The 21,411-nt window shown below is 75.8% G+C and carries 8 protein-coding genes; 4 read left to right on the top strand and 4 right to left on the bottom strand.

Annotated elements, in window-relative coordinates; translation table 11 throughout:
• Positions 1 to 5 precede the first annotated feature (5 nt).
• Together GA0074692_RS10685 and GA0074692_RS10680 are read right to left on the bottom strand one after the other, a co-directional pair.
• A complete protein-coding gene (locus GA0074692_RS10685; protein ID WP_091642648.1) occupies positions 6 to 359 on the bottom strand; it encodes a DoxX family protein in 354 nt (117 codons plus the stop codon).
• A gap of 66 nt (positions 360 to 425) precedes the next feature.
• Positions 426 to 857 (bottom strand): type II 3-dehydroquinate dehydratase, encoded by a 432-nt coding sequence (locus GA0074692_RS10680; RefSeq protein ID WP_091642645.1) that lies wholly within the window; start codon positions 855 to 857, stop codon positions 426 to 428.
• Between the two features lie 335 nt (positions 858 to 1,192).
• Between GA0074692_RS10680 and GA0074692_RS10675 the strand changes: the two genes are divergently transcribed.
• From GA0074692_RS10675 to GA0074692_RS10665, 3 genes are read left to right on the top strand one after another with little or no spacing between them, the layout of a single operon-like run.
• Positions 1,193 to 2,356 carry a DegT/DnrJ/EryC1/StrS family aminotransferase gene (locus tag GA0074692_RS10675; protein WP_091642641.1) on the top strand — a complete coding sequence of 388 codons (1,164 nt, stop codon included), beginning with the start codon at positions 1,193 to 1,195 and terminating at the stop codon, positions 2,354 to 2,356.
• Positions 2,353 to 3,477 carry a Gfo/Idh/MocA family protein gene (locus GA0074692_RS10670; protein WP_091642638.1) on the top strand — a complete coding sequence of 375 codons (1,125 nt, stop codon included), beginning with the start codon at positions 2,353 to 2,355 and terminating at the stop codon, positions 3,475 to 3,477. The genes GA0074692_RS10675 and GA0074692_RS10670 overlap by 4 nt, the downstream gene beginning before the upstream one ends.
• Positions 3,478 to 3,508: 31 nt before the next feature.
• The gene (locus GA0074692_RS10665; protein ID WP_091642634.1) at positions 3,509 to 4,204 is read left to right on the top strand and encodes an HAD-IA family hydrolase; all 696 of its coding nucleotides are present in this window, start codon (positions 3,509 to 3,511) and stop codon (positions 4,202 to 4,204) included.
• Positions 4,205 to 4,344: 140 nt separating this feature from the next.
• On the opposite strand, the gene GA0074692_RS10660 is transcribed toward GA0074692_RS10665, so the two are convergent.
• Positions 4,345 to 5,406, bottom strand: a complete 1,062-nt coding sequence (locus GA0074692_RS10660) for a 3-dehydroquinate synthase family protein (RefSeq protein ID WP_091642631.1) — start codon at positions 5,404 to 5,406, stop codon at positions 4,345 to 4,347.
• Positions 5,403 to 6,260, bottom strand: coding sequence for a hypothetical protein (locus GA0074692_RS10655; RefSeq protein WP_091642628.1), 858 nt, complete (start codon positions 6,258 to 6,260; stop codon positions 5,403 to 5,405). The genes GA0074692_RS10660 and GA0074692_RS10655 overlap by 4 nt, the downstream gene beginning before the upstream one ends.
• A 189-nt stretch (positions 6,261 to 6,449) precedes the next feature.
• Here GA0074692_RS10655 and GA0074692_RS10650 point away from each other — a divergent pair, with 189 nt between their 5' ends.
• Positions 6,450 to 21,332 (top strand): type I polyketide synthase, encoded by a 14,883-nt coding sequence (locus tag GA0074692_RS10650; RefSeq protein ID WP_091642623.1) that lies wholly within the window; start codon positions 6,450 to 6,452, stop codon positions 21,330 to 21,332.
• Positions 21,333 to 21,411 lie beyond the last annotated feature (79 nt).

Below are 21,411 nucleotides of genomic sequence, written 5' to 3'. Positions count from 1 at the left end.
GGTGGTCAGTTGGCGAGGACGTGAAGGACGGCGAGCGCGGCCGCCGACACGGCGAACACCACCGGCACCACCGCCATCGGTACGGGATCCTTGGCGCGGAGGTGGTAGCCGGCCGCGCCGATCAGCAGCAGGGTCAGCCCGACGGCCGCCGCGACGCCCAGCGGCCACCAGAACAGGCCGACCAGCAGCCCGGCGATCCCGGCGAGCTCCAGGGCGCCGATCACCCGGGTGAGGCCGGCCGAGACGCCGAGATGGGTCATCCGGTCCCGCATCTGTCCCTGGCCGAGGAGCTTCGGCAGGGCCACGGAGATCAGGATGGAGGAGATGATGACGGTCAGGGCGACGATGGGGATACGCACGGGGCTGTCCTCGGGTCGGGCGGAAGGGACGGACGATTACGCTGTGCCGGCCGTCGATGTGGACGGTCAGGAAACGGTGGCGACGAGGGCGCGGGCGGCCAGCCGGTAGCCCAGCGACCCGAGCCCGACGATCACTCCACTGGCGAGCGGGGCGAGCACCGAGTCGTGCCGGAAGGTCTCCCGGGCCCACACGTTGGACAGGTGGACCTCCAGCCACGGGCGTGGGTAGTTGGCCAGGGCGTCCCGCAGGCTCCAGCCGGCGATCATCAGCGCGCCGGGATTGACGATCGCGCCGACCGTGTCGTAGCTGTCCTGGATGGCGCGGATCAGGGCGCCCTCACAGTCGTGCTGCTGCGCCGTCACCTGCCAGCCGCGTGGCGCGATCTCCTCGGCGACCGCCCGCTCGATGTCGGCCAGGGTGTCCGTGCCGTAGATCTCCGGTTCCCGCCGACCGAGAATGCCCAGGTTGGGGCCGTTGAGCAGGAGCACGTTGGACACGGTTCACCTCGCGGAGCGGTCGGCGTCCCGACGGGTTCGACGACGGGTCCCCGGCAGTATCGCCTCGCCCGACGGTGGTGGCCGGCACCGCCCGCGCGAACTAAGGGGTGGGTAGGGGCGGTTAGGGGCCGTTAGGGGAGTTGAGCCGCCGGTCAGGTCGGTTAGCGTCCACCGCGAGCCAAGGTGCGTCGCCGCGATCGCCGGTGGCGTCCGCCCCGAGAACCGACCGGGCGGTACGGGTCGTGCCCGGTGTCCTGGTCGCGGGGTGGTCCGCCGCCCGTCGGGCGAACGGCCAGCGAACCGCCGTTCCATCTGGATTGGGAAGTGGGACATCAATGAGTGGTCTGTCGGCGAGCGTGCCGGAGTTCCCCGAGTGGCCGCAGTTCGGTGACGAGGAGCGGGCCGGCCTGGTCCGCGCCCTGGAGCAGGGCCAGTGGTGGCGGGTCGGTGGAAGCGAGGTCGACACCTTCGAGGCGGAGTTCGGGGCGTACCACGGCACGCCCCACGCGCTCGCCGTCACCAACGGCACCCACGCCCTCGAGGTGGCCCTGGAGGTGCTCGGCGTCGGGCCGGGCACCGAGGTGATCGTGCCGGCGTTCACGTTCATCTCGTCGTCGCTGGCCGCGCAGCGGCTCGGCGCGGTGGCCGTACCGGTCGACGTCGACCTCGACACGTACTGCATCCAGCCGGAGGCCGTCGCCGCCGCGATCACCGACCGGACCCGGGTGATCATGCCGGTCCACATGGCCGGGCAGATGGCCGACATGGACGCCCTCGACAAGATCGCCGCCGACGCCGGGGTCGCGATCCTCCAGGACGCCGCGCACGCCCACGGCGCGCAGTGGCAGGGCCGGCGCGTCGGCGAGCTGGGGTCGGTGGCCGCGTTCAGCTTCCAGAACGGCAAGCTGATGACCGCTGGTGAGGGCGGCGCGGTGCTCTTCCCCGACCAGGAGCTGTACGAGCGGGCGTTCCTCGTGCACAGCTGCGGCCGTCCGCGCACCGACCGCGACTACCTCCACCGCACCACCGGCTCGAACTACCGGATGAACGAGTTCAGCGCCGCCGTCCTGCGGGCCCAGCTGTCCCGGCTCGACAGCCAGATCGAACTGCGTGAGCAGCGTTGGCCGCTGCTGGCGAACCTGCTCGCCCAGATCCCCGGCGTGGTGCCGCAGGGCCGCGACGACCGGGGCGACCGCAACCCGCACTACATGGCCATGTTCCGGGTGCCCGGCATCGGGGAGCAGCGCCGCCGGGTCGTGGTGGACGAGCTGATCGCCCGGGGCATCCCCGCCTTCGTCGCCTTCCGCGCGATCTACCGGTGCGAGGGCTTCTGGCTGGCCGGCGCCCCGGACGAGACGGTCGACCAGATCGCCGCCCGCTGCCCGAACGTCGAGCAGATCCACGCCGACTGCATCTGGCTGCACCACCGCACGCTGCTCGGCACCGAGGAGCAGATGCACCAGATCGCCGCCGTGCTCGCCGACGTCCTCGGCGAATGACCGCGTCGCCGTCGCCCGCCACACCGGGGCGGGTCCGGGTCGCCGTGGCCGGCCTGGGCTGGGCGGGACGGGAGATCTGGCTGCCCCGGCTCGCCGGGCACCCGCGGTTCTCGGTGGCCGCCGTGATCGACCCCGACCCGGCCGCGCGGGAGCGGGCCCGCGCCGCCCACCAGGTCCCGACCGGGTACGCCGACGTCGACGACATCCCCGCCGGGGCGGTCGACCTGGTGGTCGTCGCCGTGCCCAACCACCTGCACGCAGACGTGGCGGCCCGGCTGCTGCGCCGGGGCGTACCGGTGTTCCTGGAGAAGCCGGTCTGCCTGACCTCCGCCGAGGCCGAGCAGTTGGCCGAGGCCGAACGGACCGGCGGGGCGGTGCTGCTCGCCGGCAGCGCCGCCCGCTACCGGGCGGATGTCCGCGCGCTGGTCGGGGCGACCGACGACCTCGGTGCCGTCCGGCACGTCGACGTGGCCTGGGTACGGGCGCGTGGGGTGCCCGACGCCGGCGGGTGGTTCACCCGCCGTGAGCTCTCCGGCGGCGGCGCGCTGGTCGACCTCGGCTGGCACCTGCTCGACACCGTGTTGCCGCTGCTCGGCCCGTCCCCGGTGGTCCACGCCGTGGGCAGCGTCTCCGACGACTTCGTCAACGACGACGCCGCCGCGGCGGCGTGGCGCGGCACGGCCACCGACGCCGACCGGGCCCGTGGCGACGTCGAGGACACCGCCCGCGCGTTCCTGCTCACCGCCGACGGCGCCTCCGCCGGCCTGCATGCCTGCTGGGCGTCGCACGAGGCACTCGACCGGACCACCATCACCGTGCACGGCACCGCCGGCCAGGCGACCCTGAACTGCACGTTCGGGTTCAGCCCCAACCGGGCGCCGACACCGGTGCTGACCCGGACGCGCGACGGACAGACCGTCCACCTGCCGCTGCCCGTCGAACCCGTCGGCACCGAGTACGACCGTCAGCTCGACGCCCTGCCCGAGCTGCTCGCCGCGCCGACCAGCCGGGGCGTGGCGGCGGCCGAGGCCCGCCGGACCATCGACGTCATCGAACGAATCTACCGCTGCGCCCGGCCCACCGCGCCGACGTACGCGCTGGCGGGAACCCTCGACCGGTGAGAACCACCGGCGAACCCACTCGGGAGCAGCCATGAGCCATCCGCCGTCCACCCTCGAGGTCGACACAGTCCCCGCGCGGCCGGGCCCGATCCGGGCGGTCGTCTTCGACCTCGACGGGGTCGTGGTCGACAGTTCGGCCGTGATGCGTGCGGCGTTCAGCGTCGCCTACGCCGAGGCGGTCGGGCCGGGGCCGGCGCCGTTCGAGGAGTACAACAAGCACATGGGCCGGTACTTCCCGGACATCATGCGGCTGATGGGCCTGCCCCTGGAGATGGAGGAGCCCTTCGTCCGGGAGAGCTACCGACTCGCCCACCAGGTGCCCCTGTTCCCGGGGGTCCGCGAGACGCTGGAGGAGTTGCGCGAACGGGGCATCCGGATGGCGATCGCCACCGGCAAGAGCGGCCCCCGGGCCCGCTCGCTGCTCGACCTGCTCGGCGTGCTCCACCTGTTCGACCACGTCATCGGCTCCGACGAGGTGCCCCGTCCGAAGCCGGCGCCGGACATCGTGCTGCGGGCGCTGGACCTGCTCGGCGTGCCCCCGTACCAGGCGATGATGGTCGGTGACGCGATCACCGACCTGACCAGCGGACGGGACGCCGGGGTGACTACGGTCGCCACCACCTGGCACGGCGGGGACGTCGAGGCTCTGCTCGCCGCCGCTCCTGACCTGGTCGCGCACAAGCCGGAGGAACTGCTCGCCCACTGCCCGGCCGGGTCCGTCGCCTGACTGATCCCGCCGCCCGCTGCTGCCGTGGGCGGCTGAACGGCTGAACGGCTGGGTGGTTGCGGTGGTAGCAGGGGTCCCCTGCTCATCGAAAAGCGGTAACAGGGGACCCCTGCTACCAAGCAACCCCAGGGCGTGGGCGGTCACATGTCGGCGAGGGCGGCCCGGACGGCGGCCTCGTCGACGTCGGCGACCAGTTCCGGGCCGGTCGGTCCGTCGAGGACGAAGGACAGCCCCGAGGTGGACTTCTTGTCCCGGCGCATGAACGCCAGCAGGTCGTCGTGGTCCACCCCGTCGGGCAGGAGCGTGTCGAGGCCGTAGCCGGCGACCACGTCGTGGTGCTCGTCGACCCGGTCGGCGGGGATCCGACCCAGCAGTCCGGCCAACCGACCGGCGAACACCGTCCCGACGCCGACCGCCTCGCCATGGCGCAGCCGGAAGTCGGTGGCTCGTTCCAGCGCGTGCCCCAGGGTGTGGCCGTAGTTCAGGATGTGCCGTAAGCCGGCGTCGCGCTCGTCGGCGGCGACCACCCTCGCCTTGAGCGCCACGCACTTGGTGATCTGCTCGGTCAGCGGTCGACCCCGCAGCTCCTCGGCCCCGATGAAGTGCGCCCGGGCGATCTCCCCGTAGCCGTTGCGCCACTCCACGGCGGGCAGGGTGTCGAGCTGCTCGGTGTCGCAGAGCACCGCCCGGGGCTGCCAGTACACGCCGACGAGGTTCTTGCCCTCCGGAAGGTTCACCGCGGTCTTGCCGCCGACACTGGCGTCCACCTGGGCCAGCAGCGAGGTCGGCAGGTGGATCACCGCGATCCCCCGGTGGTAGAGGCCGGCGGCCAGGCCGACCACGTCCGTCGTGGTGCCGCCGCCGCAGGAGACGACCGCGTCGGCGCGGGTCAGCCCGAAGTCGGCGAACGCCCGGCAGAGCTGCTCCACCGTGGCCAGTGTCTTGTCGTGCTCGCCGTCGCGGGCTGGCACGACCCGGTGCGGCACCCCCGGGTCCGGGGTCCACTCCGGAGGCCGGGTCGAGACCACCACGACCCGGCGTGCGCCGATCCGCGCCACCTCCTCCGGCAGCCGGTGCCGGACCCCGGGCCCGACGAGCACCGGGTACGCCCGGTCGCCGAGGGGGACGTCGACGCGGGCCGGCTCGGCCGGACCCGGGGAAGCGCTGGCCGTGTCAGGCCCGGCGGCACGGGTGCTGGTCATGCGGGTTCGGGTCTCCTCGTCGGCGCGGCGGGTGGGGTGGTCGGTGCCGGCGGTGGGGGCTTTTTCCCCGAGCGCGGCACGGATGGGGGCGCGTCCGGCCGCGGGGACAGGCGCAGCACCAGCGCGGCCAGCGAGTCGACGGCGGCGTCGATGCCCCACCGGGCGTGGGTGAGCTGGGCGTGCTCGGCCAGCAGGAAACCGCGCGGCGTGGCCGCGTGGTCCTCGCCCATCACCTCGGTCACCCGGTCCAGATAGTGCCGCCAGGCCGCCGCCACAGTCCCGGTCGACGGCAGGTCCCCGGCGGCCAGGACGATCTTCTCGGCCTCCGTGCCCGCCTGGGCGGCGAGTTCGCGACGGTGTGCGGCGGTCAGTGACCGGCTGCGGTCCTGCCAGTGCAGGAAGAGGAAGGCCGGCCGGTCGGTGACCGGCATGAGGTCGCACAGGTGCCGCAGGTGGGCCACGGCCAGGGGCAGCTCCAGGCCGGCCAGCCAGGGCACCTCGCCACCCAGCAGGGGCAGGGCCAGCTCGCTGCCGGCCTGCGCCAACGGCCCGCCGCGCGCGGCGTCGCGGACGGCGTACGGGTCGGGGGCGAGCGGTGTCGCCGAGTCGCCGGCCAGTCGGCACCGTGCCGTGTCGAGGGCGGCCGGAGTCGCGTATAGGCCGAGGCGTAGTCGCGGCCCGGTGCGGGAGTCGCGCCGGTCGTAGAACCAGCGCGACCGCGGGTCCACGGCGCGTACGGCCGCGACGGTCCCCGCCACGACGGTGCCGACCAACTCGGCCGCGCGGGCGTCGGGACACCCCCCGCCGGGCACGGCGAGGTGGGTGGACATCCAGGAGCGTTCCAACGACGGCACCTCGACTGGTGGGCGGGGCGGGCACGGGTGCGACGGTCCTCGGGCCACCCCATCATCAGCCGCCGGCGCGCCTGGTCACCGGCTCGGCGGGTGGATCTGGGGAGCACTTAGGGGGTGACAGGGGTAGGTCACCGGGAGGTCGCTGGGAAGACTTGGGCCGTTACGGCGAGGGACGGATGTGGTGACGACATGCTTCGGAGCGACCTGGTCCAGCCGTTGCCCGATCTGCTGAGGGCCCACGCCGCCCGACTGGGGGACAGGGTCGCGTTCCGTGACGAGCACCGCTCGGTCGGGTACGCCGCGCTCGCCGAGCGGACCCGCCGGCTGGCCGGGCACCTCGTCGCGACCGGGGTGGCCCGGGGCGACCGGGTCGCCTTCTGCCTGGGCAACCGGGTGGAGACCGTGGAGACGTGGCTGGCCGTCACCCGGGCGGCGGCGGTCGGCGTGCCGGTGAATCCGCGCAGCACGGACGCCGAGCTGGCGCACCTGCTGGACGACTCCGGTGCGGTACTGGTGGTCACCGACCCGCAGCACCTCGACCAACTGCTCCGGCTCCGCCAGGACCGCCCCGACCTGCGGGTGTGGGTCACCGGCACCGGCCCGCTCCCGGCGGGCGTCACCGCCTGGTCCGAGCTGGTCGACGCCGAACCGGCCGTGGCCGCCCGCGACGACCTCGGCCTCGACGAGGTCGCCTGGATGCTCTACACCTCCGGGACCACCGGCCGGCCCAAGGGCGTGCTCTCCACCCAGCGCACCTGCCTGTGGTCGGTCGCCTCCTGCTACGTGCCGATCCCCGACCTCACCTCCGACGACCGGGTCGTCTGGCCGCTGCCGCTGTTCCACAGCCTCTCCCACATCGGCTGCGTGCTCAGTGTGACCGCGGTCGGCGCGACCGCCCGACTCGTTGACGGCTTCTCCGCCGAGGACGTCCTGCGCGCGGTCGAGCAGGACGACGCCACGGTGCTGGCCGGGGTGCCGGCCATGTACCACCACCTGGTCACCGCCGCGCGGGAGACCGGCTTCCGGGCCCCCGCCCTGCGGGTCTGCCTGGTCGGCGGCGCGATCACCACCGGCCCGCTGCGCCGGGCCTTCGAGGAGGTCTTCGACGCGCCGCTGCTCGACGCGTACGGCAGCACGGAGACCTGCGGCTCGATCGCCGTCACCCGCCCCGACGAGCCCCGGGTCGAGGGATCCTGCGGACGTCCGGTGCCCGGCGTCGACGTCCGCCTGGTCGACCCGGAGACCGGCCGGGACGTGCCCGTCGGGGCGGAGGGCGAGGTGTGGGTACGCGGACCGAGCCTCATGCTCGGCTACCACGGTCGGCGCGCCGACACCGACGCGGTGCTGCGCGACGGCTGGTACCGCACCGGTGACCTGGCCCGTCGGGACGCCGACGGGAACCTCTTCGTCACCGGACGGCACCGGGAGTTGATCATTCGGGGTGGCGAGAAGATCCACCCGGCCGAGGTCGAGGAGGTGCTGCGCGCCGTTCCCGGCGTCGCCGACGTGGCGGTGACCGGCCGGCCGCACGAGGTGCTCGGCGAGGTGCCGGTGGCGTACGTGGTGGCCGCGCCGGAGGGCTTCGCGCCCCGGGCCGCCCTGGCCGCCTGCCGGGAACGACTGGCGTACCACAAGGTTCCGCAGGAGCTGTACGAGATCACCGCCGTACCGCGCACCGCCTCCGGGAAGGTCACCCGTCGGCTGCTGCCCGACCAGCCGGCCCGGCTGCGCGCGGTCAACGGCAGCCACCACGACGAAATGGCCCGGATCACCTGGTCGCCCCTGGACCTGGCCGGCGTACCGGTGCCGTGGCGGCGGTGGACGGTCGACGGCGACGACGCGCTGCACGCGGCGCTGGACACCGGCGACCCCACCGCCCCGGGCGGTGACCGGTCGGCCCCCGACGCGCTGGTGCTGCCGGTCGGGTCGGACGCCGACCCGGTGGCGCTCGCCGATCGGCTGCGTGCCCGGCTCACCGCCGATGCCGCCGGCGACGGCCGGCTGGTGCTGCTGACCACCGGCGCGGTGGACGCCTCCGGTCCGGATCGGGCCGACGACCCGGACCTGGATCCGGCGGCGGTGGCGGTGTGGGCGGTGACCCGCGCCCTCCAGGCCGCGCATCCGGACCGGATCGTGTTGGTCGACCGGGACACCGACGCGGATCCGGCCGCCCTGCTCCCGGCCGTCGTGGCCAGCGGTGCCGCGCAGGTCGCCCTCCGGGGCGGCGAGGCCCGGTACGCCCACCTCGGGCCGGTTCCCGTCCCGGCGGCGGAGCGCGCCGCGACGGTCGCCGAACCGGTGGTGCTGGCCGGCGCGGACACCCCGCTCGGGGCGGCGCTGGCCCGACACCTGGCCACCGCGTACGGCGTCCGGCGACTGCGGCTGCTCCACGACGGACCGGCCGACGCCCCCGCCCTGGCCGACCTGGTCACCGAACTGACCGGCGCCGGTGCCGAGGCCACCCTGCTGCCCCTCGCGCCCGGCCCGGACCTCGTCGCGTCCCTCGGGGACGAGGAGCCCGGCGCGGCCGTGCTCTGTCTCGCCACCGCCGACCTCGCCCCGGCGTGCCGTACCGGCCGGCACCGGGCCGACGACGCCCACGCCGACCGGGCCGACGACGCCGACGACCGGGCCGCCCATGCCCACGCCGACCGGGCCAACGTCGATGACCACGCCGGCCGGCACCGCACTCCTGACGGCGACGACCCCGTCGCACGGCTGCTCGCTCTCGTCGACGCGTTGGACCGGCGGACCCGGCACGCCGACGTCACCGCCTTCACCGTGCTCGTCCCGGCCGAACCGCTGCTCGGGGCGGCCGACGAACCCGGTACGGCGCTGGCCGTCGGTGCCCTGCACGCGCTGCTCGCCCGACGGCGCGCGGCCGGGCTCCCGGCCCAACTGGTCGGTACCCTGACCGGCGGGCCGCACCGGGCGGCCGACGCCGTCCGCCGGGATCTCGCCGCGTTCGACGTCGCCCACGACGGCGACGACCTCGTACTGTTCGCCCGCCCCGGCGACGGATCCACCATCGACCACCCGGCCTGGCGGGGACCCGTCCGTCCGTCGGACGACAGTGCCGAGGCCGCCGCGCGGTTGCGTCGCCGGCTCGCCGTAATGACCGCCGCGGTGGCCGACCGGGTCCTGCTGGACCTGGTCCGGGCGGCCACCGCGGAGGTCGCCGGCCTGCCCGACCCGGCCACGGTCCGCCCCGGGCGGGCCTTCAAGGAACTCGGGTTCACCTCGGTCGGCGCGGTCGCGCTGCGCGATCGGCTCAGCCGGGCCACCGGTGCCCGACTCTCCGCCACGGCCACCTTCGACCACCCGACGCCGGAGGCACTCGCCCGGCACCTCGCCGCCCGGCTGCGCGGCACCACCCCGGCGGCGACGGCCGACGCGACCGGCACCCCGGCGGCGACGGCCGACGCGACCGGCACCCCGGCCGACGCGACCGGCGCCCTTGCCACCGACGAGCCGGTGGCGATCGTCGCGATGGCCTGCCGGCTCCCCGGCGGCGTCACCGCGCCCGAGGAGCTGTGGGAGCTGCTGGCCCAGGGCCGGGAGGGGCTGACCGGGTTCCCCACCGACCGCGGCTGGGACCTCGCCCACCTGTTCTCCGACGACCCCGACCAGCCGGGCACCTCGTACGCGCGGGTCGGTGGCTTCCTCGCCGACGCGGCCGACTTCGACGCCACCCTCTTCGCGATCAGCCCCCGCGAGGCGCTGGCCATGGACCCCCAGCAGCGGCTGCTGCTGGAGACCTCCTGGGAACTGTTCGAACGCGCCGGCATCGACCCCACCACGCTGCGGGGCAGCGCCACCGGCGTCTTCGCCGGCGTCATGCACCACGACTACGCCGCGAACCTGCGCCAGGTGCCGCCCGGCGTCGAGGGCTACCTCGGCGTCGGCACCGCCGGCAGCGTCGTCTCCGGCCGGGTCGCGTACACCCTCGGGCTGGAGGGGCCGGCGGTCACCGTGGACACCGCCTGCTCGTCGTCACTGGTGGCGTTGCACCTCGCCGCGCAGGCGCTGCGCGCCGGGGACTGCTCCCTCGCGGTCGCCGGCGGGGTGGCGGTAATGGGCACCCCGCAGGCGTTCGTCGAGTTCAGCCGGCAACGCGGGCTCGCCCCGGACGGCCGGTGCAAGGCGTTCGCCGAGGCCGCCGACGGCACCGGCTGGTCCGAGGGCGTCGCCGTGCTGCTGTTGGAACGGCTCTCCGACGCCCATCGCAACGGCCACCCGGTCCTCGCCGTGCTGCGCGCCACCGCCGTCAACCAGGACGGCGCGTCAAACGGGCTCACCGCCCCCAACGGGCCCGCCCAGGAACGGGTGATCCGCCGGGCGTTGGCCGCCGCCGGCCTGCGACCCGCCGACGTGGACGCCGTCGAGGCGCACGGCACCGGTACCCGGCTCGGTGACCCGATCGAGGCGCAGGCCCTGCTCGCCACGTACGGGCAGGACCGCCCGGCGGACCGGCCGCTGCTGCTCGGCTCCCTGAAGTCGAACCTCGGGCACACCCAGGCCGCCGCCGGCGCCGCCGGGGTGATGAAGATGGTCCTGGCGATGCGGCACGGCACGCTGCCCCGCACCCTGCACGTCGACGCCCCGACGTCCGAGGTGGACTGGTCGGCCGGGGCAGTGAAACTGCTCACCGAGGCCCGCGAGTGGCCGGTGGTCGACCGGACCCGGCGGGCCGGTGTCTCGTCGTTCGGCATCAGCGGCACCAACGCCCACGTCATCGTCGAGGCCCCCGACAGCACGGACTCCGGCACCGCGACTCCCCGCACGACGGCCCCTGGCACCACGACTCCCGGCACCGCCACCGACCCGCAGCCGGCCGGGGACCTCGCCCCGCAGCCCGCTGAGGTTGGGGTCCGTTCGACCCCGGTCGTACCGTGGCTGCTCTCCGCCGCCAGCCGGGAGGGCCTGCGGGACCAGGCCGCCCGCCTGCTCGGCTGGCTCGACGGGTCGGACGCCGACCCGGGCGACGTCGCGCACGCCCTGGCGACCACCCGCGCCGCGCTGGACCACCGGGCCGTCCTGCTGGTCGCCGACCCGGCCGGCGCCCGGGCCGGGCTGACCGCCCTCACCCGGGGCGACGCCGACCTGCCCACCGTCGTCACCGGACGGGTCGGCGACGGGCAACTCGGCGTGCTCTTCGGTGGCCAGGGCGGCCAGCGTCCCGGCATGGGGGCAGGGCTGAGGGCCGCGTACCCCGTCTTCGCCGAGGCGTTCGACGCCGCCTGCGCCGAACTCGACCGCCACCTCACCGGACACGCCCCGCACCCGGTCGCCGACGTCGTCGGCGCCCCCGAAGGCGACGAACGCGCCGCCCTGCTCGACCAGACCCTCTACACCCAGCCGGCCCTGTTCGCCGTCGAGGTGGCGCTGTACCGGCTGGTCGAGTCCTGGGGCGTCCGCCCCGACCTGCTGCTGGGCCACTCCGTCGGCGAACTGGCCGCCGCCCACGTGGCCGGGGTGTTCCCGCTCGCCGACGCGGCGGCCCTGGTGGCCGCCCGGGCCCGGCTGATGCAGCAGCTCCCGGCCGGGGGCGCGATGGTCGCCGTCGAGGCGGCCGAGGCCGAGGTGGCCGCCCACCTCACCGACCGGGTCGGGCTCGCCGCCGTCAACGGCCCCACCAGCGTGGTCCTCTCCGGGGATGCCGAGGCGGTGCTGGCCGTCGCGGCGGCCCTGCGCGCCGCGGGCCGGCGCACAAGCCGGCTGCGGGTGTCGCACGCCTTCCACTCGGCGCGCATGGAGCCGATGCTCGACGCGTTCGGCCAGGTCGCCGCCGGGCTGACCTACCGCACTCCCCGGCTGCCGGTGGTGTCCAACCTGACCGGCGAACTGGTCGACCCGGCCCGGCTCTGCTCGCCCGACTACTGGGTCGCCCATGTCCGGGGCACCGTCCGCTTCCTCGACGGGGTACGTGCCCTGCACCGGCACGGCGTCCGCACCTTCCTCGAGATCGGGCCGGCCGGGGTGCTCACCGCCACGGCCCAGGACTGCCTCGCCGACGTCGCCGACGGGCTGGCGTTCGTGCCCACCCTGCGCACCGGCGAACCGGAGCCGGACGCGCTGCTCACCGCCCTCGCCCGGCTGCACGTACGCGGCGTCGGAATGGACCGGGCCGCCGTCGCCGGCCCCGGCCCGCACCGCCGGGTGAACCTGCCCACCTACGCCTTCCAGCGCCGGCACTACTGGCTGCCCGCAGGTAACGCCGGCTCCGGCGGGCTCGCCGACACCGGACACCCCCTGCTCGACAGCGTGCTGCCGGTCGCCGGCACCGGCCAGGTGATCGCCACCGGACGGATCACCGCCGGGGCGAGCATCGACGACGTCGCCCCGCTGCTGCCCGCCACCACCCTGCTGGACGTCCTCGGCCACCTCGGCGAACGACTCGGCGCGCCCACCGTGGCCCGGTTGCGGGTGCCCGAGCCGGTGCCGTTCCCGGCCGACCTGACCGTCGACGTGCAGGTCGACGTCACCGGCCCCGACTCCGCCGGACACCGCACCGCCCGCTGCCACGTCCGCACCGGGCCGGAACAGCCCTGGCGGGAGGTGGCCCAGGCGCTGCTCGTGCCGGCCGACCCGGCCGTCGCCCTGCCCGCGGCCGTTGCGCCGTGGCCACCCGCCGGGGCCCGACCGGTGGACCTGAGCGTCCCCGCGCACCGGGCCCTCGCCGGTGACCTGGCCCGGGCCGCCTGGGTCGCCGGGGACCGGCTCTTCGTCGACGTCCGGCTGCCCGACGACACCGACGACCCCGACGCCGAGCGGTACGGCGTACACCCGCAGGTGCTCGACGCCGCTCTGCGTCTGCTCCCGCTCGCCGGGTTCGCCCCGCACCCCGGCGACGGCCGGCGGTCGGTGCCCGGCGAGTGGACCGGGGTCCGCCGGCACGCCACCGGCGCGTACGCGCTGCGGGTCAGCCTCGCCCCGGCCGGAGCCGACGCGGTGACGCTCGGTGCCGTCGACGACGCCGGTGCCCCGGTGCTCGACGTGGACCGCGTGCTGCTGTGTGACGTGGCGGTGCCGTCCGCCGACGCGGTGGCCCCGGCCGCCCAGGCCGGCCCCGCCGGCCTGTACGCGGTCGACTGGCTGCCGGCCGCCACCCCGGCCGCGCCGGTGCCCGCGTGGACCGTCGCCGACGGTGTGCCGCCGGCCGGTCCGCTGCCCCCGCTGCTCGTGCTCCGTGTCGGGGACGGCGACCCCGGTACGCCGGTGCCCGACCGGGCCCACGCGGTCGGCCTCGACCTGCTCACCGTGCTCCAGCGCTGGCTCGACGACCCCCGCGCCGGGGGCACCCGGCTCGCCGTGGCCGTCCGCGCCGACGATCCGGTGCACGCGCCGGTCGTCGGGCTGCTCCGGGTCGCCCGCGCCGAGCACCCCGACCGGTTCCTGCTGCTCCACCTCGACGCCACCGACGACGCCTCCGTCCGGGCGGCGCTGACCGCCGCCACCGCCGACGAACCGGAGGTGGCCGTCCGCGACGGCCGGGCCCTGGTGCCCCGGCTGCGTCCCGCCGACCCCGGCGCCGGCGTCCCGGCGCTCACCGGCGGGACCGTGCTGGTCACCGGCGGCACCGGCGGCGTCGGCCGACACGTCGCGGCCCACCTCGCCACCGTGCACGGCGTCGCCGAGCTGGTGCTGCTCAGCCGGACCGGCCGGCTGGCCCCCTGGACGGCCGCGCTCGCCGAGGCCGGGGTCGACGTGCGGGTGGTCGCCGTCGACGTCGCCGACCGGGCGGCCCTCGCTGCGGTCGTCGCCCCCATCGCCGACCGGCTCGTCGCCGTGGTGCACGCCGCCGGCGTCACCGACGACGCGCTGCTGACCGACCTCGACCCGGTCCGGTGGGAGAACACCCTGCGGGCCAAGGTGCACGGCGCCTGGCACCTGCACGAGCTGACCGCCGGCCTCGACCTGGCCGCCTTCGTGCTCTTCTCCTCCGGCTCGGCGGTGTTCGGCAGCCCAGGCCAGGGCAACTACGCCGCCGGCAACGCCTTCCTCGACGCGCTCGCTACCCACCGCCGTGCCCACGGCCTGCCGGCCACCGCGCTGGCCTGGGGACTCTGGGCCGAACAGGACGGCATGGCCGGCCGCCTCACCGCCGCCAACCTGGCCCGCCTCGCCCGGGGCGGCACCCGTCCGCTCGACACCGCCGCCGGACTGGCCCTGTTCGACGCCGCCCTGACCGCCGACCAGGCCACCCTGGTGCCGATCGGTCTGGACCTGGCCGCCGTGCGGGCCGCCGGGGAGGTGCCCGCCCTGCTGCGGGCAATGCTGCCCCCACCACCCCGCCGGGCGGTCAACGGCGACCCCACGCCGCCCACCGCCGCCGGGTTCGCCGACCGCCTCGCCGGTCTCGCCGAACCCGAGCGGGCCACCCTGCTGCTGGACCTGGTCCGCAGCCGGTGCGCGACCGTGGTCGGACACCCCGACCCCGCCGCCGTCGAGCCGAACCGCCCGTTCAAGGAACTCGGCTTCGACTCGCTCATGGCGGTGGAGCTGAGCAACCGGCTCTCCACCGTCACCGGCGTCCGGCTGGCCCCGCACGCGGTGTTCAACCACCCCACCCCGGAACTGCTCGCGGCGCACCTGCACGCCCGGCTGCTCGGCACCGCTGCCACCGAGGTCGCCGATGCGGCCACCGTCGCCCTGGACGAGCCGGTGGCGATCGTCGCCATGGCCTGCCGCTTCCCCGGGGACATCGGCTCTCCCGACGAGCTGTGGCGGCTGCTCGACGCCGGCGGCGACGTCATCGGCGACCTGCCCACCGACCGGGGCTGGCCCCTCGCGGACCTGTACGACCCCGCCCCCGGCACACCGGGCCGGACGTACGTGCGCGCCGGCGGGTTCCTCACCGGGATCGCCGACTTCGACGCCGCGTTCTTCGGCATCAGCCCCCGTGAGGCCCTCGCCATGGACCCGCAGCACCGGCTGCTGCTGGAGACCTCCTGGGAGGCGCTGGAACGCGCCGGCATCGATCCGCAGACGCTGCGCGGCAGCCGTACCGGCGTCTTCGCCGGCACCCACGGCCAGGACTACGCCGACCACATCGCCCCCGGGGCGTCCTCCGACGACGGGGAGACCACCGCCGACGAGGGACACCTGCTCACCGGCACCGCCGGCAGCGTCCTCTCCGGACGGGTGGCGTACACGCTCGGGTTGGAGGGCCCGGCGGTCACCGTGGACACCGCCTGCTCGGCCTCCCTCGTCGCCCTGCACCTGGCGGTGCAGGCCCTGCGCCAGGGCGATTGCGACCTGGCGCTGGCCGGTGGGGTGTCGGTGATGTCCACCCCGGCCGGCCTCACCGGGTTCAGCCGGCAGCGTGGCCTCGCCGCCGACGGCCGGTGCAAGGCGTTTGCCGAGGAGGCCGACGGGTTCGGCATGTCCGAGGGCGTCGGGTTGCTCGTCGTGGAGCGGCTCTCCGACGCTCGGCGGCGTGGCCACCCCGTCCTCGCCCTGGTCCGTGGCACGGCGGTCAACCAGGACGGCGCGTCCAACGGGCTCACCGCCCCGAACGGGCCCTCCCAGGAACGCGTCATCCGGGCCGCTCTGGGCGCCGCCGGACTCACCCCGGCCGACGTGGACGTCGTCGAGGCGCACGGCACCGGCACCCCGCTCGGCGACCCGATCGAGGCCGAGGCGATCCTCGCCACCTACGGGCAGCGCCCCGCCGACACCCCGCCGCTGCTGCTCGGCTCGGTCAAGTCCAACCTCGGGCACACCCAGGCCGCCGCCGGTGTCGCCGGGGTGCTGAAGGTCGTCCTCGCCATGCGGCACGGCCGGCTGCCCCGCACCCTGCACGCCGAGCAGCCCACCTCCCGCGTCGACTGGGCCGCCGGGTCGGTGGACCTGCTCACCGAGGCCCGCCCCTGGCCGCGTACGGACCGACCGGCCCGGGCCGGCGTCTCCTCGTTCGGCATCAGCGGCACCAACGCGCACGTCGTCGTCGAGGCGGTGCCCGAGACCGAGCCGGCTGACGCCAGCCTGGCCCCCGACCCGGCGGGTGGCGCGCTGCCGTGGCTGCTGTCGGCACGTACCCCCGAGACTCTGGCCGGGCAGGCCCGCCGGCTCCGCGCCCATCTCACCGAACGACCCGACCAGCGGTCCCTCGACGTGGCCTGGTCGCTCGCCACCAGCCGGGCCACCTTCGACACCCGGGCGGTGCTCGTCGGCGCCGACCCGGACCGGATCGCCGCCGCGCTCGACGCGCTCGCCGACGGCCGGTCCGCCCCCGAGCTGGTACGCGGCGACGCCGGCCCGGCCCGCCGCTGCGTGTTCGTCTTCCCCGGGCAGGGTTCCCAGTGGGACGGCATGGCGCTGGACCTGCTCGACCAGGCCCCCGTCTTCGCCGAGCGGATGGCCGCCTGCGACGCCGCGCTCCGGCCGTACCTGGACTGGTCCCTGCTGGACGTGCTGCGCCGGACTCCCGGCGCGCCCACCCTGGACCGGGTCGACGTGGTGCAGCCCGTCCTGTTCGCGGTGATGGTCTCCCTGGCCGAACTGTGGCGCTCGTACGGCGTCCAGCCAGCCGCCGTGGTCGGCCACTCGCAGGGCGAGATCGCCGCCGCCTGCGTCGCCGGGGTGCTCTCCCTGCCCGACGCCGCCCGGGTGGTGGCGCTGCGCAGCCGCGCGATCCGCGCGCTGGCCGGGCAGGGGGCGATGGCCTCCGTGGCGCTCCCCGCCGACGTGGTCCGGGACCGGATCAGCCGGTTCGGCGACCGGGTCGCCGTGGCCGCCGTCAACGGTCCGGCCGCCGTGGTGGTCTCCGGGGAGGAGGCCGCCGTTGAGGAACTCCTCGCCGAACTGGCCGCCGAGCAGGCCCGGGTACGCCGGATCGCGGTCGACTACGCCTCCCACTCCGCCCAGGTGGAGCGGATCCGCGACGAGCTGGCCGAGGCGCTGGCCGGCATCACGCCAGGCCCGGCCGCCGTGCCGCTGTTCTCCACCACCGACCTGTGCTGGCTCGACGGCATCGAGATGGGCCCCGAATACTGGTACCGCAACCTGCGCCAGCCGGTCGAGCTGGAGGGGGCGGTCCGCGCGCTGGCCGCCGAGGGCCACCACACGTACGTCGAGTGCAGCCCCCACCCGGTGCTCACCGTCGGGATCGAACAGACCCTCTCCGACCACGACACCGAGGCGGTGACCGTCGGGTCGGTCCAGCGCGACCAGGGCGGCCTGGACCGATTCCTGCTCTCCCTCGCCCAACTGCACGTGCGCGGCGTCCCGGTCGACTGGCGCCCCGCCCTGGCCGGCGGGCGGCGGGTGGACCTGCCCACGTACGCCTTCGCCCACCGCCGCTACTGGCCCCGGCAGCTCACCGGCCGCGGCGACGTCGGCGCGGTCGGCCTGGCCGCCGCCGGGCATCCGATGCTGGGCGCGTCCGTGCCGTTGGCCGAGGCGCGTGGGCACCTGTTCACCGGCCGGCTCTGCGTCGGTGACCAGCCGTGGCTGGCCGACCACCAGGTCGCCGGGACCGTGCTGGTGCCCGGCACCGGCCTGGTGGAGCTGTGCCTGCGCGCCGGTGACGAGGTCGGCTGCCCGGTCCTCGACGAGCTGGTCATCGAGGCCCCGCTGGCTCTCGCGCCCGACGGGGCGACCCAGGTGCAGGTGGCCGTCGGCCCGGCCGGTGAGGACTGCCGCCGCCTGGTGACCCTGCACTCCCGTCCCGCCGACGGCCCGCCCGGGGCACCGTGGACCCGGCACGCGACCGCCACCCTCTCCATCGGGGAACCCACCCCGCCGCCGGGGCCCACCGCCTGGCCACCGCGCGACGCCCGGCCGGTCGACCTGACCGACTTCTACGCCCGACTGGCCGACGACGGGTACGCCTACGGGCCGACGTTCCAGGGACTGCGGGCGGTGTGGACCACCGGTGACGAGGTCTACGCGGAGGTGGAGCTGCCCGCCGGGCTGCGCGCCGACGCCGACCGGTACGGCCTGCACCCGGCCCTGTTCGACGCCGCCCTGCACGCCGCACACTTCGGTGGTCTCGCCGACGCGGGAGCCGACCGGCTGCTGCTGCCGTTCGCCTGGAACGGCGTCACCCTGCACGCCACCGGTGCGACTGCCCTGCGGGTGCGACTCACCCAGGTCGGGCCGTACGCCATCGCGTTGACCGCCGCCGATCCGACCGGCGCCCCGGTCGCCGAGGTGACCGCCCTGACGATGCGGCCGATCTCCGCTGCGGAGCTGACCGTCACCGACGACCGCGCCACCCGGGACGCCCTGTTCCGCATCGACTGGACGCCGCTGCCGCCGGTCGACGCGGCCACCCCGGTCGACGCCGTGGCCGTCGCCCCCGGCCTGGACGGGTTCCCGCTTCACCCCGGGCTGGACGGGCTCGCCGACGCCGTCGACGCGGGACTGGCCCTGCCCGGGGCGGTGGTCGCGCCGCTCGACGCGGAAACCGCACAGCCCACCCCCGGCGCGGCGCGTCACGCCGCCGTCCGCGCCCTCCGCCTCGTCCGGCGCTGGCTCACCGAGCCCCGCTGGGCGGCGTCGCGGCTGCTGCTGGTGACCCGGGGCGCGGTGGCCGTGCACCACGCCGGCGAGGTGACCGACCCGGCCGCCGCGGCGGCGTGGGGGCTGGTCCGCTCCGCCCAGTCGGAGAACCCGGGCCAGGTGGTCATCGTCGACGTCGACGGCGACGGGATCGGCCCCGACCAGGTCGCCGCGCTGCTGGCGGCGGCCGAACCCCAGGCGGCGGTCCGGGGCGGCGCGGCGTACGTGCCGCGGCTGGCGCGGGCCGGGTCGGCGGGCGAACTCAGCGCCCCGCCCGCCGCCGGGTGGCGGCTGCACGCGCCGGTGCGGGGCAGCCTGGAGAACCTGACCCTGAGCCCGACCGACGCCGCCGACGTCGCTCTCAGCCCCCGCGAGGTCCGGGTACGCGTCCGCGCCGCCGGCCTGAACTTCCGCGACGTGCTCAACGCGCTCGGCCTCTATCCCGGCGACGCGGGGCCGCTCGGCGGCGAGGGTGCCGGCGAGGTCGTCGAGGTGGGCGCCGAGGTGACCGACCTGCGACCCGGCGACCGGGTGTTCGGGGTGTTCGTGGGCTGTTTCGGGCCCGTCGCGGTCACCGACCGCCGGTTGCTCGCCCCGATGCCGGCCGGCTGGTCGTTCGTCGAGGCCGCCTCCGTGCCGGTGGTCTTCCTGACCGCGTACCACGGTCTGGTCAACCTGGCCGGGCTCACCCGGGGCGAGTCGGTGCTGGTGCACGCGGCCGCCGGCGGCGTCGGAATGGCCGCCGTGCAGCTCGCCCGGCACCTCGGCGCCGAGGTGTACGCCACCGCCAGCCGCGCCAAGTGGGACGCACTGCGGTCGATGGGCCTCGACGAGGAGCGCCTGGCCTCGTCGCGGACGCTCGACTTCGAGAGCCGGTTCGCCGAGGTCACCGGCGGCCGGGGCGTTGACGTGGTGCTGGACTCGCTGGCCCGCGAGTTCGTCGACGCCTCGCTGCGGCTGCTGCCGCGCGGCGGACGGTTCATCGAGATGGGCAAGACGGACATCCGCGACGCCGCCCGGGTCGCGGCCGACCACCCGGGGGTGGCCTACACCGCCTTCGACCTGACCCTGGAGGATCCCGACGAGGTGCAGCGCATGCTCGTCGTGCTGCTGGGTCTCTTCGAACGCGGCGAGCTGACTCCGCTGCCCACCCAGGTGTGGGACGTCCGCCAGGCGCCGGAGGCGTTCCGGCACGTCAGTCAGGCCCGGCACGTCGGCAAGGTGGTGCTCACCATGCCCCGGGCGTGGGACCCCGACGGCACGGTGCTGCTGACCGGCGGCACCGGGACCCTGGGCAGGCTGGTCGCCCGGCGACTGGCCGAGACGCACGGCGTACGGCGGCTGCTGCTGGTCAGCCGCCGCGGCGAGCGGGCCCCCGGCGCGGCCGAGGCCGTCGCCGAACTGCGCTCCCTGGGGGCCGAGGCCACGGTGGTGGCGGCCGACGTGGCCGACCGGGACAGCCTGGCCCGGGTCCTGGACGAGGTACCGGCGCGGCACCCGCTGACCGCGGTCGTGCACCTCGCCGGGGTGCTCGACGACGGCGTGGTCACCGCCCTGACCCCGCAGCGCATCGACACGGTGTTCGCGCCGAAGCTCGACGCCGCGTGGCACCTGCACGAGCTGACCCGGCACCTCGACCTGGCCGGGTTCGTGCTGTTCTCCTCCGGCGCGGGCGTCTTCGGCGTGCCCGGTCAGGCGAACTACGCGGCGGCCAACGCGTTCCTCGACGCGCTCGCGCTGGCGCGCCGGGCCGAGGGCCTGCCGGGCCGGTCGTTCGCCTGGGGGCTGTGGGAGCAGGCCAGCGAGATGACCGCGAAGCTGGACCGGTCCGATCCCCGGATCACCGCCCGGGACGGGCAGCTCGCGATTCCGTCCGACCTGGGCATGGCCCTGTTCGACGCGGGCCTGCGGCTGGCCGAGCCGGTGCTGGTGCCGACCAGGATCGACGTCGCCGCGCTCGGCGAGGTCGACCGGCCCCCGGCCCTGCTGCGCGGCCTGACCCGGCGGGAACGGCCCAGCGCCCGGTCGGCGGCCCCGACCGCCGGCGGGCGTACCCTCGCCGACGAGCTGGCGGCGCTGGCCGGTCCGGACCGGCACACCCTGCTGGTCGACCTGGTACGCGAACAGGCGGCGGCCGTGCTCGGCCACGGCAGCCGTGCGGCGGTCGCCCCCGGCCGGGCGTTCAGCCAGATCGGCTTCGACTCGTTGACCGCCGTCGAGCTGCGCAACCGGCTTACCACGGCGACCGGTCTGCGCCTGCCGGCCACGCTGATCTTCGACTACCCGGATCCGAACGAGCTGGGCACCTTCCTGGTGTCCCAGCTGGCGCCGGACACCGGCCCGGTGGTTCCGCCGGTCCTCGCGGACCTGGAGAACCTGGAACGGTCGCTGACCGAGGCCAGCGTCGAACCGGAGCTGCACGAACAGATCGGGTCCCGGTTGGAGGTGCTGATCGCCAAGTGGCGGACGATGGGTGCCGGATCGGGCGGCGATCCCGACCTCGACCTGGAACAGGCCAGCGACGACGACCTCTTCGACCTCATCGACTCCGAACTCGGTCTCTGATGGCCGTCCGGGCGCCCCGCACGGCGCGAGCCGTCCCTCCGACACCGTGTCCGACCGACCCAGCGAGGAAACGATACCG

The organism is Micromonospora pallida (genome assembly GCF_900090325.1).
Classification (GTDB): domain Bacteria; phylum Actinomycetota; class Actinomycetes; order Mycobacteriales; family Micromonosporaceae; genus Micromonospora; species Micromonospora pallida.
This window is presented reverse-complemented; position numbering and strand designations above follow the sequence as displayed.

Coding starts and splice junctions, on each gene's coding strand:
- GA0074692_RS10670 (WP_091642638.1), top strand. CDS start 2,353: ATGACCGCGTCGCCGTCGCCCGCCACACCGGGGCGGGTCCGGGTCGCC.
- GA0074692_RS10650 (WP_091642623.1), top strand. CDS start 6,450: ATGCTTCGGAGCGACCTGGTCCAGCCGTTGCCCGATCTGCTGAGGGCC.
- GA0074692_RS10660 (WP_091642631.1), bottom strand. CDS start 5,406: ATGACCAGCACCCGTGCCGCCGGGCCTGACACGGCCAGCGCTTCCCCG.
- GA0074692_RS10675 (WP_091642641.1), top strand. CDS start 1,193: ATGAGTGGTCTGTCGGCGAGCGTGCCGGAGTTCCCCGAGTGGCCGCAG.
- GA0074692_RS10665 (WP_091642634.1), top strand. CDS start 3,509: ATGAGCCATCCGCCGTCCACCCTCGAGGTCGACACAGTCCCCGCGCGG.